Below are 19,197 nucleotides of genomic sequence, written 5' to 3'. Positions count from 1 at the left end.
GCTGGGCCTGCCGTTCGTGGCTGGATCCCTGCGGCTGCCGCCTACGCGTACCCCGTCCGAGGCCGGAGGCGCCGCGCGTCAGTGGACGCACTGCCGCAGCCGGTCGGCCGCCCGCATCCTTTCGAGCCCGTCCGGTTCCGAGGATCCACTCCGCGTGGGTGGCAGCCTGAGAGCCTGGACGTGGCCCGGCTACCCGCACCCTTCAGCCCGTCCGGCGTTTGAGGACAGCGCCGCAGGCGCTGCGCGTCAGCCGAGGCATCCGGCAGTCGGGGCACCCGCAGGCCGTCCGGCTCTAGGGTCGGCTGTGCGTGAGCCGACGTACCCGGTAGTCGGGATACCCATAGCCCGTCCGGCTCTGAGGACCCGCTGCGCGTAGTCGAAGCACCCGGGTCAGGTTGCAGACTGACGGTCCGCGCCCTTCCAGCCCGTCCGGCGTTTGAGGACAGCGCCGGAGGCGCTGCGCGTGAGCCGACGCACCCGGCAGTCCGGACACCCCCCAGCCCCTCCGGCTCCAGGACCCGCTGGGCGTCAGCCGAGCACTCGGGTCAGGTTGCAGACCGGCGGTCCGCGCCCTTCCAGCCCGTCCGGCGTTTGAGGACCTGCGCCGCAGGCGCTGCGCGTCAGCCGACGTATCCGGCAGTCGGGACACCCCCAGCCCGTCCGGCTCCAGGATCGGCTGCGCGTGAGCTGACGCACCCGGCAGTCGGGACACCCCACAAGCCCGTCCGGCTCCGAGGACCCGCGTCAGCCGACGCACCCGGCAGCCGGGACACCCCCAGCCCGTCCGGCTCCAGGACCCGGTGCAATGAGTCGCGTTCCACACCCACCCCGGCGTTCCCCCGCCGTCGCGTCGGATAGCCTGACGCCGGATCTCTTGACACCGAGAGAGATCCCCACAAATGGGCAGGGACACCCAACCCCAGTTCGCAGCAGGAGATCGCCATGACCCGCACTCCCGTCAATGTCACCGTCACCGGCGCGGCCGGTCAGATCGGCTACGCGCTGCTCTTCCGCATCGCCTCCGGCCAGCTGCTCGGCGCGGACGTGCCGGTCAAGCTCCGTCTGCTGGAGATCCCGCAGGGCCTCAAGGCCGCCGAGGGCACCGCCATGGAGCTCGACGACTGTGCCTTCCCGCTGCTGCGCGGCATCGACATCACGGACGACCCGAACGTCGCGTTCGCCGGTGCGAACGTCGCGCTGCTGGTCGGCGCCCGCCCGCGTACCAAGGGCATGGAGCGCGGTGACCTGCTGGAGGCCAACGGCGGCATCTTCAAGCCGCAGGGCAAGGCCATCAACGACCACGCCGCGGACGACATCAAGGTCCTCGTCGTCGGCAACCCGGCCAACACCAACGCCCTGATTGCCCAGGCCGCCGCGCCGGACGTCCCGGCGGAGCGCTTCACCGCGATGACGCGCCTGGACCACAACCGCGCGATCTCGCAGCTGGCGCAGAAGACCGGCACCCCGGTCTCCGAGATCAAGAAGCTGACGATCTGGGGCAACCACTCCGCCACCCAGTACCCGGACATCTTCCACGCCGAGGTCGCCGGCAAGAACGCCGCCGAGGTCGTGAACGACCAGGCGTGGCTGGCCGACACCTTCATCCCGACCGTCGCCAAGCGCGGTGCCGCGATCATCGAGGCCCGTGGCGCCTCGTCGGCCGCCTCCGCCGCCAACGCCGCGATCGACCACGTGCACACCTGGGTCAACGGCACCGCCGCCGGCGACTGGACCTCGATGGGTATCCCGTCGGACGGCTCCTACGGCGTGCCCGAGGGCATCATCTCCTCCTTCCCGGTCACCACGAAGAACGGCACGTACGAGATCGTCCAGGGCCTGGAGATCAACGAGTTCTCCCGCACCCGCATCGACGCCTCCGTGCAGGAGCTCGTGGAGGAGCGCGACGCGGTGCGCGCCCTCGGCCTCATCTGATCGACCCTTTTCGTACGGGCGTTCAGACGTACGCCTGTACGCGTCGAATTCCGGCCCGCCATTCGTTCCCCGACGGGGACGGTGGCGGGCCGTTCGGCATATTCTGAGTTCTCCGAAAGAGTGTCAACTCCTGCTCAAGAGCAGGTGAGTTCGACAATCGGGGGACGTATGTCAACTCCTGTTGGACGTGAGTCCCGCACAGAGGCCACGAGACTTCTCTGCGCGGGCGCCTACCTGGACATCGGATTCCGCCGCCGGGTCATCGAAGAGCTGGTGGAGCACGAGGAGCGCCCGATAGCGCCCTCGCTCGGTGTCGATATCGTGCCGGTGCTCGCGCACGCGCTGCGCGCCCGCGCACAGGACGCGCAGACGGCGCTGTGGCTCCTTCTGCTCTGGGGCCTGTTCATCGGCATCGAGGTCGGCACCGCCGACGATGCCGTCGACCCCGGCGTCGGCATGGGCTTTCCGCTGTGGGCCCTGCTGTACGCGGTGGTCTGTTTCGTGCAGTGGTGGGTCGCTGCCGCCGGTGGGCGCGGTTCGTCCGTGTACGTGGTCGACAAGCGCACCATGCGCGAGGCGATGAAGGGGCAGGTGCGGGTCCTGATACCCGCGGTCCCGGTGGTCCTCGCGCTCGCCTACTGGGCGTACGCGCTGCTGCGGCTCTGCACCGGCTCGGGCAGCTGGATCTCGATCGTCTTCCCGCTGCTGCTGGCCCTCCCCGTCTGGGCGCACCGTACGCGCGTCGCGGACGTGATGCGCGCCGAGCTGAGCCGTCAGGAGTTCGCGCGGCGCGACCGGGCGTTCCCGTCCACCGAACACCACCGGCGGATCGCCAAGGCCATCGACCGCGAGCAGTACGCGGGGCTGACCATCTACGACTCGGGCCGCCCGTTCCTCGGCATGGGGCGGCCGTACGAGCCCTGGTCGCTCGCCCTGGAGCTCAAGCGGCGCCCGGAGGCCGGCCAGGAGCCCACGGGCCCGGCGCCCTTCACCGCCCGTACGGTCGTCGAGCTGATCCGGCCCCGGCTGGAGGCGCTGCGGGAGAGCGCCGCGCAGACCAGCCGGGACCGGCTGAAGGATCTGGAGATCGAGGAGTTCGTCTATCTCCCGGTGGGCCCGCCGCGACCGGAGGTGGACTACGGGGGCGGCACCGTCCTGCGGCACCTCGCGCAGTCCGTCGACGAGGGCGGCGAGGCCCGTCGCTACTTCCTGCGCATCCGCGTCGGCGCCTGGGACGAACAGGTCGTGGCGACCATCCTGGTCCGGGTGCACACCCAGGGCGGCATGCTGGTCCTGGAGGTCGTGCCGCACGTGCTGATGCCCATCAAGCCGGAGTTCCGCGCGGTCGACGTGATCGTGGCGCGCGGCGGGGACAACTTCCTGCGCGACGGGCTGCGTGCCCTGCTGAGCGGGCCCGCGGCCGGGTTCGCCTCCGCCGTCTCCACGGTGAGCTCCGCCGTCTCCGGTTTCCGCACCTGGCTGATGATGCCGCAGTACGGGATCCCGGACGGCCCGGCGACCTCGGTGCGGGAGCTGGCCGGCACACAGACGCTGTCGCTGTTCCAGGAGATGGACATCAGCCGCTATGTGAAGACGGTCCAGGACCGCATCGCGAGCGGCGTACGGGACGCCCTGCGCGCGCAGGGTTATGAGACCGACCAGTTCGAGCAGCACTTCGTCCAGGTCAGCGAGGGTGGCGTGTTCATCGGCTCGATGAGCGGCGGCGCGGTCGCCAGCGGGGCCGGGGCGTCGGCCAAGAGCGGCACACCAAGCGGGGGATCATGAAAGAGGCCAGGGATCAGCAGCACAGGGCCGGGGAAAAGAGTGGCGGGATCGCCATCGGCCGCATGACCGGCGGCGCGGCCGCCAGCGGCCGCGGGGCGCGCGCGGAGGACCGCTCGGAGCGGACCACCCGGCCCGCCACGAGAGGGGACGGACCGGCTCCCGTCCCGCACCGGGCGCCCGGCGAAGGGAGCGTCGTCGTCGGGGAGCTGGGCGGCGGAGCGGTGGCCGCGGGGGAGCAGGCGGCCGCGCTGGACGCGTCCCGCGAGCCGCTGCCCGTACCGCCCGCGCTGCTCGCGGCGGTACGGGATCTGCGCGGTCAATTACCGCTGCTCGCGCGGGCGGAGGGCGACGGCGTCGACGAGGTCGAGGGTGAGCTCGCCGATCTGGAGGAGGAGGCCACGCGCACCGGCCGGGCCGACCGCTCCCGGCTGGAGCGGCTGCGGTCCCTGCTGACCGGCGGCGCCACGGTGGCGGCGGGCCTGGCGTCGGCGCTCGCCGTCGTCCAGGCGATCAGTCAGCTGCTGGCGTGAGGGGGCGGTCACGTGAGCCGCTGGGACGCGGATCTCCAGCAGTGGGTGGACGACGACGAGCCGCCACCGCGCGGCGCGCACTCCTCCGCCGGGTATGAGCCGACCGAGCCCGACCTCCCCCTGGTCCGGGTCTCCTCGGGCGCCGGCGCGCCGCGGGGCCCCTCGCGCGAGGCGATCCTGGCCGGGGCGGTGGCGGGCGTGGTGCTCGTGGCGGGCATCGGCTTCGGGGTCTGGAAGCTGACCCGGGACGACGGCGGGAACCACGCCTCCGGGCCGGGCGGCACCACCTCCACCGCCCCGGCGACGCCCGGCCTGGGCGACGGCGGGGTGAGCACCACGGGCGGCACCGGCGGCGCGGTCACCATGGGCGGCGGCACCGGTGCCACACCGGACGCGCCGACGGGCGGCTCGGGCGGCTACTCGGTCTCCTCCGGATCGACCGGCACCTCGGGGTCGGCCGGTTCCTCCGGTTCGGCCGACGGCTCCGGCGGTTCCGGTTCCTCCGGCGGCGCGGGTGCCGCTCCCGCCGGATACCAGCGGGTCAGCGACTCCTCGGGGATCACGCTCGACGTGCCCCAGGGCTGGCACCGCACCGCGGACGGCATCAGCGTGTTCTACCGCTCCGCGCCCGACGGCCAGAACTTCATCCAGGTCTACCGGCAGAACGGACCGGAGAGCACACCGGCCGAGGCGGCCGCGGCGCTCGAGGCGACGATGTCCAAGAACCCGGGCTACCGCCGCCTCGGGCTGGGCCAGACATCGGACGGCTCGCAGGCGGAGCTGGAGTACACCTACACCCGTGACGGCGGCACCCGGCACGTCGTCCTGCGTGACGTGAGAGCCCCCGACCACCAGATGTACGTCCTGCTGGTGACCGGGCCCGACGACGAGTGGTCCTCGTACGCGCGGGTCTACGCGGTGCTGCTGGGCTCGTTCTGCCCGACCGGATACTGCGCGAGCGGAGGCTGACCGCGGTCCTGACGGCCCACCGCCCCTTGGCGGCGGCGGGCCGTCGGGCCCGCATAAGTGACTCCCGTCACTCTTCGCGAAAGAAGTGGCATATGTTTCCGCCTTCTGGTTAGGCGCGCCTCGTTGCCGGGCCCCGCGAGGGCCTGGCGCGGTAGTGAGCGCCCAGTGGACCGGAAGGCAGAAGAGCATGTCGTCAGTCGAGACCATCCTTGTGGACGGGGTGTGGCGTGCCGCCGCGTCCGGCGCGCAGCGGGAGGTCCTCGACCCCGCAGACGCCAAGACCCTGGCCGTCGTGGCCGAGGGTGGTGCCGACGACACCGACGCCGCGATCGCCGCGGCCCGCCGCGCCTTCGACCACGGCGCCTGGCCGCGGACGCCCGTCGCCGAACGGGCCGCGCTGCTGCGGCGCGTGGCCGACCTGCTCCAGCGCGACCGCGAGGAGATCGCGCTGACCGAGAGCCGGGACACCGGCAAGACCCTGGAGGAGGGCCGGGTCGACGTCGACGATGTCACCAACGCCTTCCGCTACTTCGCCGACCTCGTCATCGGCGAGGGCGCGGGCCGCGTCGTGGACGCGGGCTCGGACGAGGTGCACAGCGTCGTCGTCCACGAGCCGGTCGGCGTCTGCGCGCTGATCACCCCGTGGAACTACCCGCTGCTCCAGGCGAGCTGGAAGATCGCCCCGGCCCTGGCCGCGGGCAACACCTTCGTCATCAAGCCCAGCGAGGTCACCCCGCTCTCCACGGTGCACCTCGTCCGGCTGCTGGCCGAGGCGGGTCTGCCCGACGGTGTCGCGAACCTCGTCACCGGCGCGGGCGACCCCGTCGGCGCCCGGATGTCCGAGCACCCGGACGTCGACCTCGTCTCCTTCACCGGCGGCCTCACCAGCGGCGTCAAGGTCGCCCAGGCGGCCGCGCCGACCGTGAAGAAGGTCGCCCTCGAACTCGGCGGCAAGAACCCCAACGTCGTCTTCGCCGACGCCTGCGCCACCGACGAGGACTTCGACACCGCCGTCGACCAGGCCCTCAACGCCGCGTTCATCCACAGCGGCCAGGTCTGCTCGGCCGGCTCGCGCCTCATCGTCGAGGAGTCGGTCAGCGAGCGCTTCGTCGCCGAACTCGCCCGCCGCGCCGAGAAGATCAAGCTGGGCCGGGGCACCGCGGAGGGCGTCGAGTGCGGCCCGCTCGTCTCCGCCGCGCAGCTCGACAAGACCGAGGCGTACGTCGCCTCCGCGCTCGCCGAGGGCGCCGCGCTGCGCTGCGGCGGTGGCCAGCCCGAGCCGAACGCCGTCCGCCCCGCGACCGGTTACTTCTACTCGCCGACCGTCCTCGACCGCTGCCACCGCGGCATGAAGGTCGTCCGGGAGGAGACCTTCGGGCCGATCCTCACCGTCGAGACCTTCCGCACCGAGGACGAGGCCGTCGAGCTCGCCAACGACACCGAGTACGGGCTCGCGGGCGCCGTGTGGACCAAGGACGCCGGCCGGGCCCGCCGGGTCGCCGGGCGGCTGCGCCACGGCACCGTGTGGATCAACGACTACCACCCCTACCTGCCGCAGGCGGAGTGGGGCGGCTTCGGCAAGTCGGGCACGGGCCGCGAGCTCGGCCCCGCGGGCCTGGCCGAATACCGCGAGGCCAAGCACATCTACCAGAACCTCGCCCCCGAGCCCGTCCGCTGGTTCGCGGGCTGACGCCCGCCCCACCTGACGAGACGCCACGCGAAGAACCTTCCCTGCCCTCCGAGGAGTACCCCCATGCCCCCCGCTGTCGAAGAGACCCGCGCGAAGATCACCGCTGACTACGTCGTCGTCGGTGGCGGCACCGCCGGATCGGTGATCGCCTCCCGGCTCGCCGAGGACCCCGGCACGTCCGTCGTCGTCATCGAAGGCGGCCCGACCGACATCGACCGCCCCGACGTGCTCACGCTGCGCCGCTGGCTCGGTCTCCTCGGCGGCGACCTCGACTACGACTACCCGACGACCGAGCAGCCGCGCGGCAACTCCCACATCCGGCACAGCCGGGCGAAGGTCCTGGGCGGCTGCTCCTCGCACAACACCCTGATCTCCTTCAAGCCGCTGCCCGGCGACTGGGACGAGTGGGTGGCCGCGGGCGCGGAGGGCTGGGACGCCGCGTCCATGGAGCCGTACTTCGCCCGGCTGCGGAACAACATCGTGGCCGTGGACGAGAAGGACCGGAACGCCATCGCCCGCGACTTCGTGGAGGCCGCGCAGGCCGCCATCGGGGTGCCGCGCGTGGAGGGCTTCAACAAGAAGCCCTTCCACGAGGGCGTCGGCTTCTTCGACCTCGCGTACCACCCGGAGAACAACAAGCGCTCCTCCGCGTCCGTCGCCTATCTCCACCCGCACATCGAGGCCGGTGACCGCCCCAACCTCCGCATCCTGCTGGAGACCTGGGCGTACAAGCTCGAACTGGAGGGCACCCGCGCCACCGGCGTGCACGTGCGCACCAAGGACGGCGAGGAGATCTTCGTCGAGGCGGGCCGCGAGGTGCTGCTGTGCGCCGGGGCCGTCGACACCCCGCGCCTGCTGATGCACTCGGGCATAGGCCCCAAGGCCGACCTGGACGCGCTGGGCATACCCGCCGTCCACGACCTGCCGGGCATCGGCGAGAACCTCCTCGACCACCCCGAGTCGGTGATCGTCTGGGAGACCGACGGGCCGATCCCCGACAACTCGGCGATGGACTCCGACGCGGGGCTCTTCGTGCGCCGGGACCCCGAATCCCCGGGCCCCGACCTGATGTTCCACTTCTACCAGATCCCCTTCACCGACAACCCCGAGCGCCTGGGCTACGAGAAGCCCGCGCACGGCGTGTCGATGACGCCCAACATCCCCAAGCCGCGCAGCCGCGGCCGGCTCTACCTCACCAGCGCCGACCCGGCCGTCAAGCCCGCCCTCGACTTCCGCTACTTCACGGACGAGGAGGACTACGACGCCCGCACCCTGGTCGACGGCATCAAGATCGCCCGGGAGATAGCCAGGACCGAGCCGCTGGCGGGCTGGCTCAAGCGCGAGGTCTGCCCCGGCCCGGAGATCACCTCCGACGAGGAGATCAGCGAGTACGCGCGGAAGGTCGCGCACACCGTCTACCACCCCGCCGGCACCTGCCGGATGGGTGCCGCCGACGACCCGCAGGCGGTCGTCGACCCCGAGCTGCGGATCCGCGGCCTGGAGGGCGTCCGGATCGCCGACGCCTCCGTCTTCCCGGCCATGCCCGCCGTGAACCCGATGATCGGCGTCCTGATGGTGGGGGAGAAGTGCGCGGAGCTGCTTGTCTCCGATACCGGCAGGGGTGATGCCCGATGAACGGCGGCAGTGGCACAACCGACGCGCCCGTATTCTCCGTCCGCGACCTCTGGAAGGTCTTCGGGCCCAAGGCCGAGCGCGTGCCGGGCGGCCCGCTGGCCGACCTCTCGCCCGAGGACCTGCGCGCGCAGGCGAACTGCACCGTCGCCGTCCGCGACGTGTCCTTCGACGTTCGCCAGGGCGAGGTCTTCGTCGTCATGGGCCTCTCCGGCTCCGGCAAGTCCACGCTGGTGCGCTGCCTGACCCGGCTCATCGAGCCGACGTCCGGCACCATCGCCATCGACGGCGAGGATGTCCGCGGCATGGACAGCGGCGCCCTGCGCGAACTGCGTCGGCACCGCGCCGCGATGGTCTTCCAGCACTTCGGCCTGCTCCCGCACCGCACCGTCCTCGACAACGTCGCGTACGGCCTGGAGATCCAGGGCGTCGGCCGGGCCGAACGCCGGGCCAAGGCGGGCGAGATGGTGGAGAAGGTCGGCCTCGCCGGGCTGGAGGGGCGCCGCCCCACCCAGCTCTCCGGCGGTCAGCAGCAGCGCGTCGGGCTCGCCCGCGCGCTCGCCGCGGACCCCGAAGTGCTCCTGTTCGACGAGCCGTTCAGCGCGCTCGACCCGCTGATCCGGCGGGACATGCAGGAGGAGGTGGTCCGCCTGCACCGCGACGAGGGCCGCACGATGGTCTTCATCACCCACGACCTGTCCGAGGCGCTGCGCGTCGGTGACCGGATCGCGCTGATGCGCGCCGGGCGCGTCGTGCAGTGCGGCACCCCGGAGGAGATCGTCGGCTCCCCGGCGGACGACTACGTACGGGACTTCGTCCGCGACGTCCCCCGCGAGCAGGTCCTCACCGTCCGCCGCGCCATGCGCCCCGCCCGCGCGGGCGAGGCCGACTCGGGCGCCGCGCTCACCCCCGCGACGACCGTCGCCGACGCGATCGAGGCGGTGGCCCGCACGGGCGCCCCCGCGCGTGTCGTCGAGGGCGGCCGCTGCCTGGGGGTGGTCGACAGCCAGGCCCTCCTCGGCGTGGTGGCGGGCCTGGACCGGAAGGCGGCCGCGTGAACGCACTCACCACCCATCGGATGACAGGAAGGGGCCGCGCATGAGCACCACCGTCTCCCCTCCCGCTTCCGCCCGTCCGGCCGCGTCCGCCGCCGCGGGCGCCAAGCCCGCCGCGCGCCCGCAGCCCGCGGCCGCCGAGCCCGCCGGCCGCGCGTCCGCCGTCCGGCAGGCCCTGCGCGAGCGGCCCGCCGCGCGCAAGCTGCTCGTGCTCGCCGTCGCCGCCGCCGTGCTCGTGCCGTTCGCCGCCGCCCTCTGGGGCAGCGGCGGCTGGCCGCACGCGCTGACCGTCGACCTGAGCGGGCCGCTCGGCCGCGCCAACGACTGGATCATCGACAACCGCGACAGCCACTGGCTGTTCCTGTACTTCTTCGGCTACCTCAGCGGCGGCATCATCGACGCCGTCCACGCCGTCTACACCGTGCTGCTCGCCCTCGGCTGGGCCGGCGTCGCCGCCGGTGCCACGCTGCTCGCCTGGCGGGTCGCGGGCGTACGGGTGGCCGTCACCACCGTCGTGTCGTTCGCCGTGTGCGGGCTGCTCGGCATGTGGGTGCCCACGATGCGCACGCTCGCGCTGATGATCGTCGCCGTCGCCGCGTCCGTCGCGGTGGGCGCGCTGCTGGGCCTCGCGGCCGGTCTCTCGGACCGTACGTTCCGCGCCCTGCGCCCCGTCCTCGACACCATGCAGGCGCTGCCCGCGTTCGCCTACCTGATGCCCGTCGTGCTGATCTTCGGCATCGGTGTGGCACCGGCCGTCCTCGCGACCGTCGTCTACGCGGCCCCGCCGATGGCCCGCCTCACCGCCCTGGGTCTGCGCTCGACCGACAAGGGCGTCATGGAGGCCGTGGAGTCCCTCGGCGCGACCGGCCGGCAGCGGCTGCTGACCGCACGCCTGCCGCTGGCCCGCCGCGAACTCCTGCTGGGCGTCAACCAGACCATCATGATGGCCCTGTCCATGGCCGTGATCGCGTCCGTCATCGGCGCGGACGGCCTCGGTGACCGCGTCTACCAGGCCCTGTCGACCGTCGACGTCGGCAGCGCGCTGGCCGCGGGCATCCCCATCGTGCTGCTCGCGATCGTCATGGACCGCACCACGGCCGCCGCGGGCGCCGAAGGCCGCGCCACCGGTAGGCGGACCGGCGGCCGCACGGCCTGGCTGATCGTCGCGGCCGGCACCGCCGCCGTCGCCCTCGGCGGGCGGGCGCTCTCCGCGCTCAACTGGCCCGACAGCTGGAACGTCGCCATCGCCGGTCCCGTCAACGACGCCAAGGACTGGATGGTCGACCACCTCTACTCCGGCCTGCCCGGCGTCGGCGGCACCGCCGACTGGGCCGCGCACTACACCGGCTGGATCCTCGACCCGCTGCGCGACGGCCTCCAGGCACTCCCCTGGTGGGGCGCGCTGCTGCTGGTCGCCGCGCTCGCCTGGCTGATCGGCACCTGGCGCACCGCGCTGACCGCCGTGCTCGCGCTGGCCGCGATCGGCGTGCTCGGCCGCTGGGAGATCTCCCTGGACACGCTCTCCCAGGTGCTGGCGGCCGTCGCCGTCACGCTCGTCCTCGGCTTCGCCATCGCCGTGCCCGCCGCGCGCAGCGCCCGGGTGGAGCGGCTGCTGCGCCCGGTCCTGGACGTGTGCCAGACGATGCCGCAGTTCGTCTATCTGATCCCCGTCGTCGCCCTCTTCGGCGTCGGCCGGGCCCCGGCCGCGGCGGCCGCGATCGTCTACGCGCTGCCCGCCGTCGTCCGCATCACCAGCCAGGGCCTGCGGCAGGTCAACCCCGGCGCGCTGGAGTCCGCGCGCTCGCTGGGCGCGACCAGCGGGCAGCAGCTGCGCCAGGTGCAGTTCCCGCTGGCCCGCCCGCAGTTGCTGCTGGCCGTCAACCAGGCGGTCGTGCTGGTGCTGTCCGTCGTCATCATCGGCGGCCTCGTCGGCGGCGGCGCGCTCGGCTACGACGTCGTCTTCGGCCTCGCCCAGGGCGACCTGGCCACCGGCCTCGTCGCGGGCGCGGCGATCGTCTGCATGGGCCTGATGCTCGACCGGGTCACGCAGCCGACGAAGAAGGGAGGCTCCCGTGAAGGCGCGTAAGTGGATCGTGGCGGCGGGCGCGCTCTGCCTGCTGGCCGCCACCGGCTGCGGTGCGGCCGACATGACCAAGCAGTCCTCGCCGTACGCCAACGCCCAGGGCACGAAGTCCATCACGCTGTCCGTGCAGTCGTGGGTGGGAGCGCGGGCCAACGCGGCCGTCGCCACCTACCTGCTGGAGCACGAACTCGGCTACCGCGTCGACACCGTGCAGGTGGACGAGGTGCCCGCCTGGGACGCGCTCAGCCAGGGCCGCGTCGACGCGATCCTGGAGGACTGGGGCCACCCGGACCAGGAGCAGCGGTACGTCAAGGACAAGAAGACGATCGCGCCCGGCGGCGACCTCGGGGTCACCGGGCACATCGGGTGGTTCGTCCCCAAATACTTCGCCGATGCCCACCCGGACGTCCTGGACTGGAGGAACCTCAACAAGTACGCGCCCCAGCTGCGCACTCCCGAGAGCGGCGGCAAGGGCCAACTGCTCGACGGCTCCCCGTCGTACGTCACCAACGACAAGGCGCTGGTGAAGAACCTCGGCCTGGACTACCAGGTGGTCTTCGCCGGCTCCGAGGCCGCGCAGATCACCCAGATCAAGCAGTTCGCCAAGGACAGGAAGCCCTTCCTCACCTACTGGTACGAGCCGCAGTGGCTCTTCAACGAGGTGCCGATGGTGGAGGTGAAGCTCCCCGAGCACACCACCGCCTGCGCGGACAAGGGCACGGCGGATCCCTCCACCATCGACTGCGCGTACCCGACGTCGTCGCTGAAGAAGTTCCTCAACGCCGACTTCACGCGCAAGGGCGGCAAGGCGGCCCGCTTCCTGCACAACTTCAACTGGACCAAGCAGGACCAGAACGAAGTGGCCCAGATGATCGCGGAGGAGAAGCTCTCCGCCGACGACGCGGCGAAGCGGTGGGTCAAGGAGCACCCGGACGTCTGGAAGCGGTGGCTGCCCTAGCGGACGCGGCCCCGGCCGGCCGGCCGGGACGGACCCCCGTGCCGTCCCGGCCCGTCAGCTGGGGTCGTACGCGCCCGGCGCCAGCCGGGTCGTCACGGCGATGCGGTTCCATGAGTTGATCGTGATGATCGCCGAGATCAGGTGCGCGAGCTCCTGCTCGGGGAAGTGGCGCGCGGCGCGCTCGTAGACCTCGTCCGGCACGAAGCCGTCCGTCAGGACGGTGACGGCCTCGGTGAGGGCGAGGGCCGCGCGCTCCTTCTCGGTGTAGAAGCCCTGCGCCTCCTCCCACGTGGACAGAAGGAAGATCCGCTCCTCCGTCTCGCCCGCCTTGCGCGCGTCCTTCGTGTGCATGTCCAGGCAGAACGCGCAGTGGTTCAGCTGCGAGGCGCGGATCTGGACGAGCTCGACGAGGGAGGGCTCCAGGCCCTTCGTGGCGGCCTTGTGCAGGGCGATCATCGCCTTCTGCACCTCGGGGGCGAGCTGGTGGAGGAACATCCGGGGGCTGTGGCTGTGCGTGTTCTCGTTCGTCATGCCTACGACGTTACGGCGCGGGCAGCCCACAGGTATGGTCCATTCCCGTGGAGAGAACGTGGGCCATTTCCGGCGACGGCGCGGGCGCCGACCTGCACCTCGACCTGACCGGGCCCGGCGGCGTACGGGCCTCGCTGATCCGGGCCCTGCGCGACGCCGTCCGCACGGGCAGGCTCGCCCCCGGCACCCGCCTGCCCGCCTCCCGCACGCTCGCGGCGGACCTCGGCCTGGCCCGCAACACCGTCGCCGACGCCTATGGCGAGCTCGTCGCCGAGGGCTGGCTCACCGCCCGGCAGGGCTCCGGCACCCGGGTGGCACCGCGCGCGGAACCCGGCGCTCCCGCGCGCCGTTCGCCCGTGCCCCGGACACGCCCGCGACCCGTCCACGACCTGCGTGGCGGCACCGCCGACGTCTCCGCCTTCCCGCGCGCCGCGTGGCTGAGCGCCGCCCGGCGCGCGCTCGCGGCGGCGCCCGCCGAGGCGTTCGGCCGCGTCGACGAGCGCGGCCGCGCCGAGCTGCGGACCGCCCTCGCGGACTATCTCTCGCGCGCACGCGGCGTGCGCGCGGACCCGGAGCGGATCGTCGTCTGCGCCGGCTTCACCCAGGGCCTGGCCCTGCTGAGCCGGGTGCTGCGCGAGCGCGGGACGCGCGAGCTGGGCGTCGAGGCGTACGGGCTCTGGTTCCACCACGACGCGCTCGACCGGCACGGGCTGCGCACGACCACGCTGACCGTCGACGAATCCGGCGCCCGTGTCGAGGAGTTGGCCGACCACGAGGACCTGCGGGCCGTCCTCCTCACCCCCGCCCACCAGTTCCCCACCGGCGTGCCCCTGCACCCCGACCGGCGCGCGGCCGTCGTCGACTGGGCGGTGCGCACCGGCGGACTGATCCTGGAGGACGACTACGACGGCGAATTCCGCTACGACCGCCATCCCGTCGGCTGCCTCCAGGGACTGCGCCCCGAGAACGTCGTCTACTTCGGCACCGCCAGCAAGTCCCTCGCCCCCGGACTGCGGCTGGCCTGGATGGTCCTCCCCGAGCACCTCGTCGGCGACGTCATCGCGCTCAAGCGCGCGGGGGAGTGGAGCTCGGGCGCCCTCGACCAGCTCACTCTCGCCGAGCTCATCACCAGCGGCGCGTACGACCGCCACGTACGCGCGATGCGGCTGCGCTACCGGCGCCGGCGCGACCAGCTGGTGTCCGTGCTCGCCGCGCACGCTCCCCATATCCGGGTCACCGGGATCGCGGCGGGGCTGCACGCGGTCCTCTCCCTGCCGGAGGGCACGGAACAGGACACGGTGCGGGCCGCGGCTTGGGAGGGGCTGGCGCTCGACGGGCTCTCGCGCTTCCGCCGGGGGGTGCCGGCGGGGGCTGGACCTGGGCCTGGGCCGGATGGCTTGGTGGTGGGGTATGCGACGCCGCCGGCGCATGGGTTCGAGGGGGCGTTGGCAGCCTTGCTGCGGGTTTTGCCGGCGGGGTAGGGGGCGGGTTGTCGGTGGTTGCGGTTCGGGTGGCCTCAAGCGCTGGCCGGGCTGGTTTGTGGTGGGTGCCGGAGGGGACGTTCAGGGTCCGTTCCGGACGACAACTCAGCCCGTCCGGCGTTCGAGGACAACGCGCGAAGCGTGTTGCTGGGGGTCTGGGGCGCAGCCCCGGTTCCGGGGCGCGCGACGTTCGCGGGGGTCTGGGGGCTTGCCCCCCCAGTTCCGGGAAGGGGCGGGTAGGGGAAAGGCCCGCCGCAGGCGCCAACCGGCCCGCAGCCCGGGGGCCTGGGGCGCGTGCCCCGGTTCGGGGGCGGCCGCAGTGGGGAAAAGCCCGCCGCAGGCGGAAAGATCACTCACCCCCCACCTCCCCGAACCGCGCCAGCGTCAGCGCCCCCAGGACCGCCAGCAAAAACCCCGCCACAGCGAGCGGTTCGAGACCGGCCCGCGTCCGGTCCCCCAGCCACGCCACCCCCACCAGGGCCGGCCCGAGCGTCTCCCCGATCACCATGCCCGCCGTGGCCGCCGTCACAGAACCCCGCTGAAGCGCGGACGTCAGCAGCAGGAACGCCGCACCCCCGCCCAGCAACAACGCGTAGACCGCCGGATTCGTGAGCACACCCCGCACCGAGAAGTCGTCGATGAGGCGGACGGCCACCTCCACGACGCCGAAGCCGATGCCCGCGCCCAGGCCGAGCGCCGCCGCCCGTGCCCGCCCCGGCAGGCGGCCGGCCGCGGCGCCCAGGCCCAGGACGGCGGCCGCGACGGCGAGGGTGCCCACGCGCAGCGCCGTGGAGCCCGTACGGTGCCCCTCCGCGCCCGAGGCGAGGCCGAGCATCGCCAGCCCGCCGCACACCACGCACACCGCCGCCCACTCCACGCCGCTGAGCCGTACGCCCAGCACCCGGGAGGCCACCACGGCCGTCACCGCGAGGCTCGCGGCGAGGGCGGCGCCCACGGCGTAGATGGGCAGGGACCGCAGCGCGACCAGCTCCAGCAGGAAGCCCAGGCCGTCGAGCGCGAGTCCGGCCAGATAGCGCCACTGCCGCAGCACCCGCAGCAGCAGCACCGGGTCCACGCCCGAGCCGCTGCCGGGCGCGGAGGCCCGGGCGGCGACGGCCTGGAGGACGGACGCGGTGCCGAAGCAGACCGCCGAACCGAGCGCGCAGAGCATCCCAAGAAGCACGCTCCGAACTGTAGGCCGCCCGGCGGCCGGCCACACATCTTCCCCCTTTAGGGTGAACGCCTCAGCGGGAACCCGCTGAACGGAACGCATTCTGACGGGGGTCGGAAACATGGCGGAGAAAGCGCGCAGGCGCCTGCGCTCCTCCACGGTCGTACTCGGCAGCATGGGCGCCCTCGCGGCGGCCCTCACCTCCTGCGGCTCCGAGCCGGACAAGCGCTGCGTGGACCCGAAGAGTTACGACGTGGCCAAGGGCGGCTACCGCGTCCTCGACCGGAAGGCGTGCTCGGACAAGACCACCGGCCGCCCGGCGGGGACCTGGTACTACAACAGCGGCAAGTCCGGCACGTACACCGGCGGCGGCACGTTCGACAAGAGCAGCGCCGTGAACCGCGGCGGCTTCGGCTGCTCCGGTTCGAGCGGCGGCTGACCGGCCGTGCGCCGCCACCGCACCACCGCCCGCCCCGGCTGGCAAACCATCGTCGAGGAACAGGGCGTCGTCTATCCCCTCACCCGGCACCCGGACGGCTCGCTGCGCCCGTACTGGGACGAGAGCGCGTACTACTCCTTCTCGCTCGCCGAGGTCGAGGCGCTGGAAGCCGTCGTGGCGGAGCTGCACGAGATGTGCCTGGCCGCGGCCGCGCACATCGTCGACCACGACCGCTTGGCCGACCTCGGCATCACCGACGCCCGGCTCGCCGGCCTGGTCGCGGAGTCCTGGCGGCGGCGGGACGAACTCCCGTCCGTCTACGGACGGTTCGACCTGCGCTACGACGGGCAAGGCCCGGCCACGATGCTGGAGTACAACGCCGACACGCCCACCTCGCTCGTGGAGGCGGCGAGCGCCCAGTGGTTCTGGATGGAGGACCGCTTCCCCGACGGCGACCAGTGGAACTCCCTCCACGAGCGCCTCGTCGACGCCTGGCGGCGCCAGGCGGACCTGCTGCCGCCCGGCGCCCCGCTGTACTTCGCGCACTCCGTCGGCGACGAGATCGGCGAGGACCTGATGACCGTCGCCTATCTGCGCGAGACCGCCGCGCAGGCCGGGATCGACACCCGGGCGATCGCGATGGAGGACATCGGCTGGGACCCGCTCTCCGGCCGCTTCGTCGACGAGCGGTACGCCTTCATCCGCGCCTGCTTCAAGCTCTACCCCTGGGAGTGGCTGGCCACCGACCGCTTCGGCGGGCACGCCCTGGACACCCTCGACAACGGCGGCGGTACGGGCTCCACCCTGTGGATCGAACCGGCCTGGAAGATGCTCCTCTCCAACAAGGCGCTGCTCGCCGTCCTGTGGGAGCTCTTCCCCGGTCACCCGAACCTGCTGCCCGCCTACCTCGACGGCCCCCGCGAGCTCGCCGCCGCGCGCGGCTACGTGGCCAAGCCGCTCCTGGGGCGCGAGGGCGCGGGCGTCACCGTCCACCCGCCGGGCGCCGCCCCGCCCACCCCCGGCGAACCGTGCTGCTTCCAGGAGCTGGCACCCCTGCCCGGCTTCGACGGCAACCACGTCGTCCTCGGCGCCTGGACCGTCGACGGCGAGCCCGCCGGCCTCGGCATCCGCGAGTCGGCCGGCCTGGTCACGGACGGCTACGCGCGCTTCCTGCCGCACGTCATCCGCTGACGAGATGCGGGTGATCGGGGCCTGTGTCAGCCTGGCCGCGAGAGGAGTGAGCGCGATGGCCGGTGGAGACAAGTCCCGGGACAAGGCGGCGGGGAAGAAGGACCAGACGAAGTCCAAGGCGGCCCAGGAGCGGGAGAAGGCGGACGATCGCGAGCGCCGTAAGAAGGTGGACGCGGAGATCGAGGAGTGGAAGGCGCGGGAGATCTTCGACCGGAACTTTGACGCGTAGCGGGTGGCGGTTTCTTGCGCGGGCGCGTCCCCAAACTCCCCAGACTCCGTCCGGGGGAGGTAGCTGGGGGAGTTTGAGGACAACGCGGCGAAGCCGTGTTGCGGGGTCATAGGGCGACAGCCCCGGTTCGGGAAGGGGCGGGCAGGGGAAAAAGCCCGCACCAGGCGCCGATCGGACCGTACCCGGGGGCCTGGGGCACGCGCCCCGGTTCGGGGAAGCGCCCGCAGGGTCGCGCGCCCGCCTACGCCGCCAGAACCCCCCGCAACTGCTCCAGCCCCCAGTCCAGATCCTCCTTGCTGATCACGAGCGGCGGAGCGATCCGGATCGTCGACCCATGCGTGTCCTTGACCAGAACCCCCCGCTCCATCAGCCGCTCGGAGATCTGCCGCCCCGTGCCCACCGAAGGGGCGATGTCGACGCCGGCCCACAGTCCACGGCCCCGTACGGCCTCCACCGCGCCGCCGCCCACGAGCAGGCCGAGCTCGTGGTGGAGGTGATCGCCGAGCTCCGTCGCGCGCTGCTGGAACTCGCCGGACCGCAGCATGGCCACGACCTCCAGCGCCACCGCGCACGCCAGCGGGTTGCCGCCGAAGGTCGAGCCGTGCTCGCCGGGCCGGAAGACGCCCAGCACCTCGCGGGAGGCCACCACGGCGGACACCGGCACGACCCCGCCGCCGAGCGCCTTGCCCAGGACGTACATGTCGGGCACCACGTCCTCGTGGTCGCAGGCGAAGGTCCGGCCCGTGCGGCCGAGACCCGACTGGATCTCGTCCGCGATGAACAGCACCCCGCGCTCGGCCGTCAGCCGCCGCACGCCCGGCAGATAGCCGGGGGGCGGCACCAGCACCCCGGCCTCGCCCTGGATGGGCTCCAGCAGCACGGCCACGGTGTTCTCGTCGACGGCCGCGTCCAGCGCGGGGAGGTCGCCGTAGGGCACGATCTCGAAGCCGGGGGTGTACGGGCCGTAGTCGGCGCGGGCCTCCTCGTCCGTGGAGAAGCTGATGATCGTCGTCGTGCGGCCGTGGAAGTTGTTCCCGGCCACGACGATCTTCGCCCGCCCGTCCGGCACGCCCTTGACGCGGTAGCCCCACTTGCGCGCGGTCTTCACGGCCGTCTCGACCGCCTCCGCGCCGGTGTTCATCGGCAGCACCATGTCCTTGCCGCACAGCGCGGCCAGCTCGGTGCAGAAGTCGGCGAAGCGGTCGTGGTGGAAGGCGCGCGAGGTGAGTGTCACCCGATCGAGCTGCGCCTTGGCCGCGTTGATCAGCCTGCGGTTGCCGTGGCCGAAGTTGAGGGCCGAGTAGCCGGCGAGCATGTCGAGGAAGCGCCGCCCCTCGACATCGGTCATCCACGCGCCCTCCGCATAGGCCACGACGACCGGCAACGGGTGGTAGTTGTGCGCGCTGTGGGCCTCGGCGGCTGCGATGCTGCGTTCCGTGGATGTCACCATGTGCTCCGTTCCGGTGTGCGGGGCAGGCTGCTGTGGCTTTTCTACACCCCCGTCCGCACCGCGGGGCCGAG

General features: G+C 72.8%; 16 protein-coding genes. 13 read left to right on the top strand and 3 right to left on the bottom strand.

The window, feature by feature from the left end:
* The first annotated feature begins 942 nt into the window (after window positions 1-942).
* The 9 genes from ACH427_RS05295 to ACH427_RS05255 all read left to right on the top strand — a co-directional run bounded on the left by ACH427_RS05295 (window position 943) and on the right by ACH427_RS05255 (window position 12,634).
* Window positions 943-1,932 carry a malate dehydrogenase gene (locus ACH427_RS05295; RefSeq protein WP_398868053.1) on the top strand — a complete coding sequence of 330 codons (990 nt, stop codon included), beginning with the start codon at window positions 943-945 and terminating at the stop codon, window positions 1,930-1,932.
* Window positions 1,933-2,100: 168 nt separating this feature from the next.
* Window positions 2,101-3,717 (top strand): hypothetical protein, encoded by a 1,617-nt coding sequence (locus ACH427_RS05290; protein ID WP_398868052.1) that lies wholly within the window; start codon window positions 2,101-2,103, stop codon window positions 3,715-3,717.
* A complete protein-coding gene (locus ACH427_RS05285; protein WP_398868051.1) occupies window positions 3,714-4,247 on the top strand; it encodes a hypothetical protein in 534 nt (177 codons plus the stop codon). Before ACH427_RS05290 ends, ACH427_RS05285 begins: the two co-directional genes overlap by 4 nt.
* Before the next feature lie 12 nt (window positions 4,248-4,259).
* The gene (locus ACH427_RS05280; RefSeq protein ID WP_398868050.1) at window positions 4,260-5,216 is read left to right on the top strand and encodes a hypothetical protein; all 957 of its coding nucleotides are present in this window, start codon (window positions 4,260-4,262) and stop codon (window positions 5,214-5,216) included.
* Between the two features lie 187 nt (window positions 5,217-5,403).
* Entirely contained in the window at window positions 5,404-6,906 is a 1,503-nt protein-coding gene (locus ACH427_RS05275) for an aldehyde dehydrogenase family protein (RefSeq protein WP_398868049.1), read from the top strand.
* 63 nt (window positions 6,907-6,969) lie between these two features.
* Window positions 6,970-8,541 carry a GMC family oxidoreductase gene (locus tag ACH427_RS05270; protein ID WP_398868048.1) on the top strand — a complete coding sequence of 524 codons (1,572 nt, stop codon included), beginning with the start codon at window positions 6,970-6,972 and terminating at the stop codon, window positions 8,539-8,541.
* Window positions 8,538-9,596, top strand: coding sequence for a glycine betaine/L-proline ABC transporter ATP-binding protein (locus tag ACH427_RS05265; protein ID WP_398868047.1), 1,059 nt, complete (start codon window positions 8,538-8,540; stop codon window positions 9,594-9,596). Before ACH427_RS05270 ends, ACH427_RS05265 begins: the two co-directional genes overlap by 4 nt.
* A 40-nt stretch (window positions 9,597-9,636) precedes the next feature.
* Window positions 9,637-11,679, top strand: coding sequence for an ABC transporter permease (locus ACH427_RS05260; RefSeq protein WP_398868046.1), 2,043 nt, complete (start codon window positions 9,637-9,639; stop codon window positions 11,677-11,679).
* On the top strand, window positions 11,666-12,634 hold the full coding sequence (locus ACH427_RS05255; RefSeq protein ID WP_398868045.1) for an ABC transporter substrate-binding protein: 969 nt from the start codon (window positions 11,666-11,668) through the stop codon (window positions 12,632-12,634). The genes ACH427_RS05260 and ACH427_RS05255 overlap by 14 nt, the downstream gene beginning before the upstream one ends.
* A gap of 54 nt (window positions 12,635-12,688) precedes the next feature.
* Here ACH427_RS05255 and ACH427_RS05250 read toward each other — a convergent pair whose 3' ends face one another.
* Window positions 12,689-13,165, bottom strand: a complete 477-nt coding sequence (locus ACH427_RS05250; protein WP_398868044.1) for a carboxymuconolactone decarboxylase family protein — start codon at window positions 13,163-13,165, stop codon at window positions 12,689-12,691.
* A gap of 47 nt (window positions 13,166-13,212) precedes the next feature.
* Between ACH427_RS05250 and ACH427_RS05245 the strand changes: the two genes are divergently transcribed.
* A complete protein-coding gene (locus ACH427_RS05245; RefSeq protein ID WP_398868043.1) occupies window positions 13,213-14,646 on the top strand; it encodes a PLP-dependent aminotransferase family protein in 1,434 nt (477 codons plus the stop codon).
* 349 nt (window positions 14,647-14,995) lie between these two features.
* On the opposite strand, the gene ACH427_RS05240 is transcribed toward ACH427_RS05245, so the two are convergent.
* Window positions 14,996-15,817, bottom strand: a complete 822-nt coding sequence (locus ACH427_RS05240) for a hypothetical protein (protein ID WP_398868281.1) — start codon at window positions 15,815-15,817, stop codon at window positions 14,996-14,998.
* Window positions 15,818-15,938: 121 nt separating this feature from the next.
* Here ACH427_RS05240 and ACH427_RS05235 point away from each other — a divergent pair, with 121 nt between their 5' ends.
* The 3 genes from ACH427_RS05235 to ACH427_RS05225 are packed head-to-tail and all read left to right on the top strand — an operon-like array spanning window position 15,939 to window position 17,676.
* Window positions 15,939-16,256, top strand: coding sequence for a hypothetical protein (locus ACH427_RS05235; protein WP_398868042.1), 318 nt, complete (start codon window positions 15,939-15,941; stop codon window positions 16,254-16,256).
* Between the two features lie 6 nt (window positions 16,257-16,262).
* Window positions 16,263-17,447 carry a glutathionylspermidine synthase family protein gene (locus ACH427_RS05230; protein WP_398868041.1) on the top strand — a complete coding sequence of 395 codons (1,185 nt, stop codon included), beginning with the start codon at window positions 16,263-16,265 and terminating at the stop codon, window positions 17,445-17,447.
* Window positions 17,448-17,502: 55 nt separating this feature from the next.
* Complete coding sequence (locus ACH427_RS05225) at window positions 17,503-17,676, top strand: hypothetical protein (protein ID WP_398868040.1); 174 nt, start codon at window positions 17,503-17,505, stop codon at window positions 17,674-17,676.
* A 241-nt stretch (window positions 17,677-17,917) separates the two neighbouring features.
* Here the strand turns inward: ACH427_RS05225 and rocD are convergent, their stop codons facing one another.
* Complete coding sequence (gene rocD / locus ACH427_RS05220) at window positions 17,918-19,126, bottom strand: ornithine--oxo-acid transaminase (protein ID WP_398868039.1); 1,209 nt, start codon at window positions 19,124-19,126, stop codon at window positions 17,918-17,920.
* Between the last annotated feature and the right edge of the window lie 71 nt (window positions 19,127-19,197).

The organism is Streptomyces sp. NPDC020379, assembly GCF_044387105.1.
Lineage (GTDB): Bacteria > Actinomycetota > Actinomycetes > Streptomycetales > Streptomycetaceae > Streptomyces.
Note: the sequence above shows the minus strand (reverse complement) of the source record. Positions and strands in the feature narration are given on the sequence as shown.